A 13292-nucleotide genomic window follows, 5' to 3' on the forward strand; every position below is an offset into this window, starting at 1 on the left:
GCTAAGTCGACTCGTGGGCCATCTGATCATCACCGAAATACACACACAAGCAGACTGAACGCGCCTATCGTGAATGGCCACGCTCAGACAATTCGATCGTCTACTCCGGTTCGAATGCCTCCATTCGTTATCGGAGGTATTAACAGGATGCAAACGAATCCAGTTGCACCGCTGCATCCTATGCTGACGCTGCCACCCGCCTAGTTCCCGATCGATTTCATACCCGCCGCTGTTTAACTACCCAAGGAGTCCCTATTCAGCCGCATCTGCCCCGAGCATTTCTCGGACCACAGCCCCCCCCAAATAAAACAGCCCACCGACCGAACTCCCGTTCAGACCGATGGGCTTCACCCCCTGACGAATCAACCTCGAGACTTACCGGTCCTGCCGCAACGCCAGACGTTCCGCATCGCTAAGACGTGACCACAGTGCCTGATCGACCTTCTCCCCCAGCCCCACGATCTGCACCGGGTTGGACGCGTTGTAGCCGGTAGTCGTGGATGACAGCGACGAGCGCAACGGTGCCGCTCTGCCCGTCTCCCCGGGCGCCGGTTCACTGCCCTGCCCCAACGTGCGCACCGTGAAGATCGACGGCTGTGACTGACGTGCGGCATTACGCTCACGCTGCACGGCGTCCTGTGCCGCAGCGGCCGCCTGCGATGCGCTCGCGCTGGCATTGGTCAGCGCGGCAACGTTCACGCCAGCGACAACCGGCAATCCCGCCGACTTGCCCTGCACCTGAATGTTTGCGGCATTTACCACTTGCAGCGCCACCAGGTTCAGACTGCCCGACACACGAATACCCGCCTCGCCGGCATCGATCGTCCCCAACGGTGCCAGCAGATCGACGTCGCCTGCCTTCACTTCGGGAATCGGATTGAGCGTGGCGATCCCGGCACCGGTACTCGGCACCTGCGGCGATAGCTTGACGTTGCCCCATTGGTCGTATTCGCGCTTGGGCGGCGTGTACACCACGGTGGACTTCGAGCCCCGACCGGCGTTGATGTCGCCTTCCGACGACCATCCCAGAATGTCGCCGCCAAACGTCGTCATGATGCGGCTCTGCCCCAGCAAAATGCTGCCGTGCGAGAACATCTCGATGTTGCCGCCCCCTTGCGTCAACACCCCCGATTGCGCAGGCGGTGCCGCACCTTCAATGCCAACCACCATTCGGCCACCCGGCGTCAGCATCTGAATATCGCCGCCGAAATTGGTTCGGACGAAACCACTGCGCGGCGCATATTCATACCGCCGGTTGAGTTCGTCATACGTGGTGCGCAGCCCCCGGAACATCACGATATCGCCGGCGTACGTCACCGGGTTGCCATCGGCATCGATCTCGGGTGCAAGTGCGGCAATCGCATTGCGGCTGCGCAGGAAGCTACCGTAGCGCGGGCTCGCCGGATCGTTGTACTCGCGACCGCCGGCCTTCAACTCCGCAAAATAGACGTTGCGGGCAAAGACACGCTGCTGCGCCACCGGCAACGCGAAATAGAAGGCACGCGCTTCTTCTGCCGTTCCCGAGAATCCGTAACGTTCGCCAAGCCATGTCACGAGTTCGGTTTCGTACGTCTTGACGACCTTGCCCGCCTGATCGGCCAGCGGTACGCCGGTACGCGCCAGATTCGTCGCGTCCAGATAGGGTTTGACGAACTGGCGGTAATCCAGTCCCTTCGCCCCCACGCCCGCCTGCATGGCGATGCCCGCCCCGGGGCGCGTGTCGCTCGACACCACCGGCCCCAGACTCGTAACCCCCGCACGATCCTCCATCAGAATATTGCGACCGGCACTGATATCCAAGGTGCCGGGGCCGGCCACGTTGAACGTGCTGTACAGAATGTCGCGACCGGCGGACACAACCGAAACATCGGACGCATTGCTGTGCACGAACAAGTTGCCCGTGCCGGTGTAGCCGAACTCGGCATTCCCGATTCCCGCACCGTCCTCGAGCACCAGACTCCCGCTTCTTACGATGTCGCGCCCTGCCCGCATGGCGACCGGCCCGCCTTCGTACCATGTGCGGCCGAGTCTCGGGTCTTTTTCGAAGAAGTTTCCTTTGCCGGTGAATTTCAGGACACGTCCGGTGTTCACGCCGACGAGATCACCCTCCACCGCGTAAAAGAGCGACGTTGACGCGCCCGTATTCGGCAACCCTGCCGCAGAGTTTGCACCGAAGACAAACATCGGGAACGTCGAGCCGTTCGCGCGATTACCGTCCCCCGCATAGTTGCGGGCGTCCGCCGTCGACGCGTATGACCCCCCAATGGGGTACATCCATGCGAGATACGCAGGCCGTTGCGGTGTCGGCATCGTGCTCGTCGGCGCGCTCGACGGGCTGACCGTGAACACCCCTGCGAAAATCGAATCGGCTGCGAGAAATTGCAACTCACCGCCCGACGCCGACGGCGCAAGCAGCAGGGGCATGGGGGAGACGCTGCTGTCAGCTTGGTAGAAACGAACCGCCTGGCCGTAGTACAGGCTGCCACTCGGCGCAACCGCCCGCAGAATCGATGGGTACACGATCCCCTCGTCGGTGACGGTGCCGACCATGCTCGTCAAGGGTGTGAGATTTCCCCCGGCGGACACCATATCGATGGCGGTGCGATTCGTCCACAAGGTGAACCAGCTCCAGCCATAACCATTGATGGCGGATTTGCTCACGTAGGGCGAATAAAACTCCAACGGCAAGCGGCCCGGGTCCGCGACGTCCTGCGTGACCTGATCCGCCAACGAGTACAGGCTAAAGGTGGCGTCCCCCGGCACGAGTGTGAACCCGCCCCGCGCAATGCCTCGCGTCGACCGGAAAGCATCGAAGGCGCGCGTTTCATTCGGCGTATGTTGGGTGGACGTGCTCCCGTAGGTCAGATCGATCGCGCCGATCGCCGCGGCCTTGATCTCCGTATGACCTCGCAGATTGGTGACCACGCCGTTTGCGTGATTGAGGGCGCTCACACCGATCGGATTGATCGCGCCGCTCACACGCACGTCGAGATCGCCGCCGCCGGTCAAGGAGATGCTGCCATCCGGCGCGACGCGCCCGGTGCCCCCGACGGCCAGCGCAAGCCCCTGCGGACGCGCGTTCACGTTGATGTCATACCGGCTGCCCACGAGCCTTGCCAACTGACCTGCGTCGCCGTCGACCTGCGCCGTGAGATTGCCGCCGCCCAGCGTTCCGAAGCCGGTAAAGCCGACCAGACGCGTGACACCGTTCCCCAACCCACTGACAAAACTACCGAAGTTGATCCACCATGCCGTAGGCTGCGCCGGTGCACCGATATCGACATCGGCACTGCCCTGACGCCAGAGCCACGTGCCGACATTGGCGCTGTCATAGCCAGCATCCTCCGGCAGCGGTCGCGTGGAGCTCGCCCCGCTCGGTTGCAGCAACGATCCCGTCAGGTTCCCCCCGACGCGCAGCAACAGATTGCCGCCCTGATCGGGATACCACGCGCGATACAAGCTCTCCTCGCCGCCGTTCACGAACGGCTCATTGTTGCCTGCCACTTCGCTGAGCACCTTGCCCAACGAATTTTTCCCGCGCGGCTGATTGAACGGGTCCCCCGGATGCGTGGCGCTCGACGACGTGCCTGCGGTATAGACGCCGAACAGCGAGTCCATGCGCATATTGCCGCCGCTGAGCAGTTCCAGATCGCCCGTGCCCGTGCGCAAAACGCTAAAGCGTTGGTTCGTCGGAGAGTAGGCATAGGTCATGCCCGGGGTCGTACACCATGTCGGGTTGTCCTCGCACAAGGTTGGCCAATTCAAGCCCACGGTATCCACCACGTCACCCGCGCGAACGCTCGGGTCGGCAAATTCGTCCGCACCTTGTTGGGTCCAGGTGTAGCTCACCTTCACCTGACAGTTTTCCGAATCGTTCTTACAAAACTCTTCGGCCGTCATGTCGACGCCAATGCTCTTGAGAAAATCATCTTCGATCTTCTCCCCCGCCACAATGCCGTCGATGCCGAGGTCTGCGGCGGCTTGCGTCCAGTATCCGACCCCCTTGGGCGGAATACCCCGGCCATACATGCCGTAGTGACTGTCCGCCAGTCGCAGATCGCCATGCGGCGGGCGCGCTTGCACAATGCGGCTGTCGGCGGCGTCGGTGTCGGCCCCCGCCACCAGTCGCATCGACCATGACTGCGACCCCTCCGGCAGCATTTGCGCGAGCGCCCACACCTTGCCCTGACGTCCGCCAATCTCCGGGCGCAACGCCACCGAGTCGGCATCCCCCGGCAGTTTGACGTCGGTTCCCGACGGAATGATCGCACCGGCAGCAAGCGCTTTGGCGCCGTTAAGCGATACGAAGTTTCGCGTCAGGGTCCCCTCTCCCGGGTCCGGCATACCGGGCAACGGTATGCCTTTCGGCCAGGTCATCGCGCTGACGCTCACGCCAGAGGTGAACACCGACCCTGCGTCGAGACGCGCGTTCGCGGCGATGGTGACCGTCGTCTTCAGCACGGTGCCCGCCGCGTAAAGCACGTTGCCGGCGCTGTCGCGTATGGCGGCTGCGAGCACCGTCCCGGCGGGCAACACCAACGGCTCGGCGAGCGTGACCGATACCGGCACGCGCACCCCTGCCGGGATAACGAAGCCTCTGATCGGCACGTCGTAATTGAGAATAGAACCGACGGGGAAGGCCGTGCCGTCGGCCAGCGTCACACCCACGCCCGGCACCACAATGTCGTCGCCGCCGAAGTTGATCCCCTTCAACAGCATCCAGCCCGAGTCGTCCTTGGTGACCGGCGGCGGCGAGAAGCCGTCGTTGATGCTGCCGAAAATGTCGAGATTGCCGCCGGCGCGCACGGTCAGCATGCCCACCTCGCCAGAGCCATAGACACCGGTCTTCGCCGACAGCGGATTCAGGCTCGCATAGCGGTAGCCGGACAAATCCACGTCGCCACGAACGACCATGTCGCCGTCGGCGGTCTTGCTGACGACTTCAACGCCGGGACGCAAATGCAAGACGTTGAGGTAGTTGGCGTTGTTCAACCCCGCCATCTTCGCGTTCAGCAGATTGCCGTTGGCCAGCGCATGGTCGATGAATTGCGTGCTGTCGGCGTGTTTGGCGTCGAGGTAGGCCTGATCGATCACCTGATACGGGCGGCCACCCGCCGCCAGTTCCAGCGCCGGTTTGCCATTGACGTCCAGCACCACATTGCCGTTAGCGTCCTTGACGGTTGCATAAGGCGCATCGGTGTAACGCTGCATGCCATTCAGGGCAATCGACTTCGCGCCGCGAATCGTCACGCCGCCACGCGCATCGATGGCGATGTCGCCATACGTGGGGGCGTCGGCATCGTCGACACGGCCCTGACTGCCCACGCGCGGTGCATTCAGCGTCAGGGTGCCGCGCGACACCCCATCGTTCTGCCCCGGCCCCGTACCCGACGCCGCCCCGGTGCCGTGACGCAGATCGATCTGCGCACCGCCCGCCATCGTCAGCGTGCCGTCACCCGAGCTCAGTTCGACGATGGCCCGGTTCGGGCTGTCGATGATCTTGCCGTAGCTGTCCACACGCAACAGCGTGCCGTGCGCGTCAAGGACGGCACCGTCGGTCAACGTCAGCCCATTTTTTGCGGCCAGACGGATGGTGCCGACAGCGTCTCCGCTCGCATCGATTCTTCCTGCCACCGTCAGGCGGCCATTGTCGACAGACACGTTGACTTCGCCCGCCTTGACCTCGTTACCGATCGTCAGATCGCCGCGTTTGAGCTGGAAGCTGCGACCACCCAATACGCCTGCCTCGTTTAGACGCGTGTTGAGTGCCGCGAACTGGGTATCCAGAGAACCCGCACCCAGCGATTGCGCACGGACTTCCATCCGGGCGGACTTGAACGGCACGAGCGTGCCGCTCGCGTCGTAATAGCCGCTGCTCTTGCCCAGAATCCTGCCTTGCAAGTCCACCTGCCCCGCCGCCGCATCGAGGGCCACCGCCTTGAGCGTGCCTGCGCTGCTGTTGACGGCGGAGATGTCGATCGTCGACGCCGCTGACTGGAAAATGTTGCCGCCACGGCTTTCCAGCACGACGTCGCCGCCCCACGTGTATTTGTCGACGTCGAAGAAGCTTCGCTTGCGTCCTGCCAGATCGATCTGCGCGCTGTCGGCCAGCGTCAGGTCCTTGTCGGCAATCAGCGTGAGCTTGCCGCTCGGTAACACCACGGCGGTGGCCACACGCAAGGTGTCGCCGTGCAGTGTCAGATCCGCGCCAAGGGCATCGATATCGCGGGAGCGGTCGACGGGCGTTGCGCCCGCCGGCGCCGCGACGGAAATCGCACCGCCCGCCGTGATTCGGCTGGACGAACCCGCGGCCCCCGTCATCAAGGGCGTCGTCAGGTTCAGGTTGCCGCCTTGATATTGGAACCCGTTGTAGGTGTCGTAAGCGCCTTGCGACTGGTACACCGACAGGCTGCCCCGGTGGTTCGACGTGATGCGCTCGCTAGCCTTGATGTTGACGTTCGCGAAGCCCAGCGCCAGCCGCTCGTACGAGGTCACACTGCTCGGCTGAGCGAACGGGCTGAAGCCGAATTCGAAGCGATCCGTCTCCAGATTCAGCGTCCCGGCCCCCGTGCCTGCGCCGCCGGCAATCACCGTGCCGGGCGTGTTCGACGTGCCGCCCCAGACGAGATTCGCCGTGCGAATTGTCGCGACGCTTGCGCTGTCGCCTTGCCCATACATGGCCGGGGTCGTCAGCACCAGACGGCTCAGCGACGACTTGCCGGTGGCCTTGTCATAGGTATCGAGTACCGAGTCGCCATAGAAATTGATGCTGTTTGCGGCGCTCAGCGTGAGCGTTTCCAGCGCGGGGGCGCCTGTCGACGTGTCACCGTGCAGCAAACGATCCAGCACGCGCTGGTTCATCGCCAGCCCCGCCGCAGCGGTGCCGTTTGCCTGCGCCGCTGCGAGCGCCTGCGTGGACCCGATGTTGATCGCGCCCACGGCCAGCGTCAGATTGCGCGTGCCGTAGCGCACCGCGTCGTCAATGGTGAATGTCCCGGTGGTCGACGCGGCCAGCGTGCCTTCTGAATAGAGCGTTGTCGTGCCGACACATTCGCCGGTGGGACACACACCGATCTCCAGTGCGCCACGCGCGCTACTGGTCGACGGCAAGATGTTGAGCAGCCCGTTGGACGCGGCAAGCACATAGCGGTCCGATTTATAGACGAAGCCGTCGGCGGCGTCGTAAGCGACCTTGCCACGGCCGAGCGTATTGATACTCGCGCCCTGCTCCACCCGGATCAGGCCGCCGGGTGCCGTCGGGTCGGAGGATTCCGATGCCACCAGGAAAACTTCCGGTGCCGAAAGCGTGGTGCCGCTGCGCAGGTAGATCTCCAGCGGCGTATTTTCACCGAACGTCACATAGTTGCCGCCTTGCCCGTAGGTCGTCGTTGTCATGCCCCCGATGACCATGCGGGCTGCGCCGATATTGTTCAGGCTGTCTGCCCGCAGCGTGACGCCAGCAAACCCGGCGGTGGCCTGCGCAGCGACAATTTCGATCGCCTGCTTTTGACCCACGTTAGGCACGACAACGGATACCGTCCCCCCGTAGCCCCCCGCTGCGGGTGCAAAGCGACCGATGCCGTCGAACCGGAAGGCATCCGCCCCCGCCCCTTGCTGCAACGTCAGTTGAAGCGTCTTCGCGTCGGCCGGTAATCCGGGACGTGGAATCCCTCGACGAGCGGCATCCGCCAGCGAAAATGCGGTGAATCCGGTTTCGTTGTACTGAGAATAGGTCCGCAGGACCTTTGCAGGCGTGAGAATGATCTGGCTGGCGAGGCTGTCGTGCGTACCGGTGCCTGCGACCGACAGCGTGCCGGACGCCGACCACGATCCATTACGCATTGCCAGCGCCGCCCCGCCTGCGCCCTGTCCCGCGCGTGCGTTGATCTCCACCCGGAATGCGCCCGGCAGCAGCGCATACGTCGAGGGCATCAGCGTGTAAGTGCCTGCCGGAAGTCCGGGCACCCCCGCGCCAATGGTGATCTGACGGCCGATGGCCGGATCGGCGGCACCGCCGCCCGACGACGGCGCGTAGCCACTTTGTGTGCCGGGAACAATCGCGTAAACCGGATTGGTCTTCAGGTCCGGCAACGTCAGTCCGCCGTTCGGCCCCACTTGCACCAGCGGATAAAAGCGAGCGTCCGTGGACCCTCCTCGCCCGGAGACGAAGCCTGCCCCCGTCAGTTCCCCGCCACCGGAAAGGTCCAGCACTGCGCCGCTATCGACAGTGATCGACTTCCCGCCCAGCACCATACCCCGCACGAGGTTGCCGCGGAAGTCAGACCCGCCCACACCGTCTGGCGTGACGTCTTTGCCGTTGTACTGCCAGCTTTGCCCATCGGTCGTGCCGCCGTACGGCATGACAAGCCCGGCACCGCTCACGGAACTCACGCTCCCGGGGAGCAGGTGAACGTTCAGCGTGACCTCATCTTTGAAGCCGGTTGCGCCTATCCGAAGGCGTCCAAGCGGCGCGCGAACGATCCCGCCCTGTTCGATATTCGCTGCCAGCAGCGAAAGGGTGCCGAACACCGAGAAAGGGACATCGGGGATGGTATCGGTCGTGCGTGCAATGGTCAGCGTGCGTTTCGGGTCGTACCCGCTCGCAATGCTTCCCGCGATAACGGCAGCCCCTGCGTTCGTATCCGGGTACAGCTGTGCCGCGCGCAGCGTAATGTCGCCGGGGCCGACCAGTGACGTGGCAGGGGCTTGCCCGTCCCATCCGTCGACCGTCGCCATGAAGCGCAGGTCTCCACGACTGGTCAATTCGATGAGATCGGCATTGAACATCGTATTCCCGCGCACGTCGATCAGATTGGCGAGCGCATCCATTTTGGCGATGACCGGACGGACCTGTGGCGTCGTTGTGCCGGGGGTGACATAGCCGTCCCGGCCGCCCGGACGTTGCATGGCCAGACGAAGGTACGAGGATTCAAGATGCACGTTCGGCGAACCGGTGGAACCCGCCACCGTGGTGATCCCCCCGTAGAACTGAAGATTCTGGTTGACCTTGAGCGACACGTCACCGGCAACGGCTGTCGATGCGAACAAAGAGAGATTGTCGAAGCCGCCCGCGTTGATCTGGGCAACGGACAAACGGCCATAGCCGTACGTCAATGCCGCAGCCGCCTGCGCGGGCGTCTGGATCGTGCGCAACGGGCTGGCGCTCTGCGTCTGTTCAAGAATCAGCTCGCGTGTTTTCAAGACACGTTGAGTGGCGTCGTTCTTCCGATACATCGCGGTGATTTGCGCCACCGACAGGGTGCCGCCGGCCGCATTGCCGCCCCCCGATGCGGCCTTGAAAGCGCCGTCCAGATAAAGACCGCTGTCGGATGCCAGCGAGATGCTGCCGCCATTCGATGCGACGAGTCGGTTCCCTTGCGCGTCGACATTGAGGGTTGCCTGCGCACCCGACGCATCGAGCAATGCGCCATCACGCACGACGATGAACAGGTCCGAGCCCGTCGCGGTGCCGTTGACGTGATTGATATCGCCACCGATGACGATGTTGCCGCCGTTGCGCACGAAGCCGTAGGGATTGCCGCGCGCGTCGAGCGCCGTGGCCGCGCGGGCTGCGACGTCAAGCACCGCGTTCTCGCCGATCCAGATCGAGCGGCCGTGCCCGATCGCATTCACGATCTCGGCGACCAGCCCGTTTTCCTTCATGTCGCCCAGCGTGATATTGCCGCCCCAGGCGTTGAGGGTGCCATCGATGGTCATCTGACCGGCGCTGTTCAGCGTGATCGATTGGCCCGGATCGACACTGACGACGGCCCCCTTGCCGATCGTCAATTGCGATGCCGCCATGTCCGCTGCCGTGGACAGGTAGTTACCCGTCTGGAGCATCAGACTCGCGCCCTTGCGCTGGGTCAGTTTCGCCTTGGCGGCATCGGCCTGATACAACGGCGGCGTCCAGACGGTGAACATGTCACGCAGGTCGCCGGTCGTCAGATCGCGGGTTTCATCGGCGCGACGATAGACCGGCATGGTGACGTCGATGTACGCGCCGTCGTTGACCGCCACGCCCGATGCCCCCGTGACGCGGTAGCTGGAGAATCCTTTATTGAAGAATCCGCCCTCCCACGCCAACGTGCCGGGTTCCGGCGCGGCCGATGTGTCGCCGATGACGATCTTGCGCGACTGAACGTCCAGCGTGCCGCCGCCGCTAAAGCCATAGGCACGAATCGCAGCGTTCGAATCAAGGGCTAGCGTTGCACCGTTGCCCACGGCCGCCAACGTCACGTCGCCGCCGCGTCCGCCCTGCAACTTCCCGTCGCTCATGACCACCAAACCGGAGGACACGTCGACGAGGCTGCCACGCGCGAGCGCCAGATTGCCGCTACCGCGAATGGAGACACTGCCACCGTCGCGATACGGCAGACCATCGACGCCATCGGGGGACGTCAACAAGTTGCGCCACAAGCCGCTCGCGTCGAGTTTCACCCCCTCGGCAATGGCTACGTTCCCGATGGACGATGCCGCATTGGCGACCGTATCGGCGAGGCCGTTCTGGCCCATCTGATTCAGCAGGCTGCCAATCTGGATACGCCCGCCATGCGCCGTCACATCGGCATTCACGGCAATATCGTTGCCGAACAGCGTGAGCGTGCCGCCCGAGGCCACCTGAAGCGCGCTGCCCACCTCGATCTTGTCCTTGGCTGCCACACGGATCGCACCGAGGGAAAAGCCGTTGAGCAACGACGTGTCGAGTACCAGCCCGCCCTGACGATCGGCAGGCAGTGCCGTCGTGAGATCCAGCCCCGCCGCAATCTTCGCCTGCGCCTCACGCAGGTCGACCTGACGCATCACCGCGCTCAGGTTGTCGTACAGCAGCCCGCTCGTCTTGTCATACATCGGCTGGATTTGGCCGACGATCAGTTGACCGCGACGGGCGGCAGCGTTCTGCGACTGGTTGTACGAATCGAGGTCCGGTGCCGGCGCTTGCGTCTGGCGCGCGCCCTGAAACACATCGCCCACGATGCCGCCTTCGAGCACGGCACCTTGGGTCGAAATCACGAGACGGCCGGCATCGCGGCCAACCGTGTAACCATTTTCCAGCCGCGTGGTCGATCCGATGAACGGCGTGGCGTAATACTGCGTCGCCTTGTCGCCCCACCGCGCGTGAGTGTCCTCGAAACCCTTGTATACGCCCGTGTATAGCAAGTCGCCGGGGGCCGACGATACCTCGTAGAGACGTCCGTCAGCGCCCTTGAGCCACGTCTGGTTCAGGGTGCCCGTCTGCACATTGAACGTGCCGCCCGACAGGTTGATCTTCGAGCCGGCTTGTGTGACGACGTCTTTGCCGCTGAAGGTCAGCGAGCCGCCCTGCGCCATCCACTCGCCGACCGTATGACCTTGTGTGCCGAGATAGCCGCCGACCTCCAGCAAGCCGCCACCGGTGTACCACCGGTCGCTGTCGTAGCCGTTCGTGCCCTTCGGGACAAACACGACTTTGCGCCGGTCGATCCACACGTCATTGCTGTTGAGCAGCAGGTTGTCGCGATTGCCCGGCGCGTCGCGTTGCTCGTTGCCCTGCACGTTGACCTTGACGTTGTTGCTCTCCATCGACAGATTGACGCCGACGGCACCCGAAACATCGAGTTGCGCACGGTCGCGCACGAGACTGCGTGTCGCGGCGTTGACGACAATCTGCCCGCCAGTCGCAAGCGTCAACGAATCCGGCAGAAAGTCGACGGTCCCGGAACTCGTGATTTCAACGCGCGACTGATCGCGACGGTCATTCACCGGGTTGATGTCGTACGCGCTGTCGACGGGCGGTCCGAGCAGGGAACTGCGCTGGCTGTTCAACGCGCTGCCATTGCCTTCGATGACGATGGCGCTCGTTGCGCCGGGGCCAAGGGCTACCTTGCCGTCTGCGCCGAGGGCCACGAAATGCAGCGCACCGCGCGTGTTCACCGTCGTCGTGGCGATGGCAACGGCGTTTTGCTGTACGTCACGCCCAACGAGCGATACGTCGCCCTCCCGCGCCACGATCAGCCCGGTATTGCGAACCAGCCCCGACGCGCTATTCGCATCGAACTGCGGCGTGACCATGTTGCCACGCGTCGTCAACGTGGGATCGCTGTCGGTGCCGACACCCCGCCGGATGATGAAGCTGTCGCCGGCCGCCATGGCGGTCTGCCCTCGGGGTGTGGCAATACTGCCCGCGTTGTGGACTTCCTGCCCGAGCAGCAGCACGTAACCGCCCCCGTCCGTCGACGCGTTCGGTGCGCGCGTGCCGATCTGTGCGCCCGCCTGCACCTGCACCTTGCCTGCGGCCCCCGTGAAGGTGGGCGTGTTCGTGCCAGTGCCGTAAATACCGTTGTTCTTGAACTGATCGTTCGTGATACTGGCGGCGGCAGCCACGAGGTTACGCGTATCGACCTGACTCGTGCCCGTGAACAAGATCCCGTTGCGGTTCGCGATCAGTACGGTGCCGTCCGCCTTGATCTGGCCCTGAATGACACTCGGACGCGCCTGCGGATCGTTCACCCGGTTGAGCACGGCCCAATCGCGCTGTTGATCGAACGCAACGGTCGTGTTCTTGCCGACGTTGAACGTCTCCCAGTTCAGAATGGCCTTGTCGGCGGTCTGGCGAACGGCGACCGTGGTCTTGCCGTCGGATGTCGTCTGCGTCGGCGCGTTCGCGTTGATCCAGCCTTGCGTCAGGCTGTTGGTATCGACTTTGAGGCCACCCGTGATCAGTCCATCCGGCACGGAAGCATCGTTCTGCGCGGCCTGACGCGCTGCCGCTTGCATCGATTGTTGCGCAGCAAGGGCCTGCGCCGTGATACCCAGATTATCGATGGAGCGCTGCAATTGAATGTTTGCGAGACGCTGCTGCTCCGAGGGCGTATTCAGTGACGACACCGGCATGCCATTGGGCAACCGGCCCGTCTGCGTGGCCGTGCTCTGCGCGGCGCCCCGGGCAGCGAACCATCCAGCGCTGAACGCCTGCTGGGCGTGGGCGTCGACGAACAGGCCGCCCGTCGCAAGGGCTATCGCCACGGCGCGCGTCATCGGCGAGACACGGAACAACCGATGAATTTTATTAGGATGCCGTAATTTTTGTGATGCGCCCTTGTGCCCGCGTGTGTTCATCTCAGATCCTGCCGATAGAGGGTGTCATACCCGTTCAACTGCCCGCCCCGTGCCGGACAGTCCTGTTCATCGGGTCGCGCGCGGCGGCTACGGCGTACCGCCCGGCCTGCGTCGCAGCCCTATGCCCAAGGACGAACGAAGCGCCCATCTACCCGCAGATTATTTTTTGATTATTTTTATTGTTCGCAACACGA

1 protein-coding gene is annotated in these 13292 nt (G+C 63.8%); it reads right to left on the minus strand.

Translation table 11 applies throughout. The annotated features are described in order from the left end of the window. Window positions 1–375: 375 nt before the first annotated feature. Window positions 376–13098 (minus strand): filamentous haemagglutinin family protein, encoded by a 12723-nt coding sequence (locus CDV46_RS16425; protein ID WP_087723662.1) that lies wholly within the window; start codon window positions 13096–13098, stop codon window positions 376–378. Window positions 13099–13292 lie beyond the last annotated feature (194 nt).

This window comes from Pandoraea sp. PE-S2T-3, assembly GCF_002179965.1.
Classification (GTDB): domain Bacteria; phylum Pseudomonadota; class Gammaproteobacteria; order Burkholderiales; family Burkholderiaceae; genus Pandoraea.

Bases quoted from the DNA above. Each gene is read 5' to 3' on its own strand.
- CDV46_RS16425 (WP_087723662.1), bottom strand. From the start codon at position 13,098: ATGAACACACGCGGGCACAAGGGCGCATCACAAAAATTACGGCATCCT.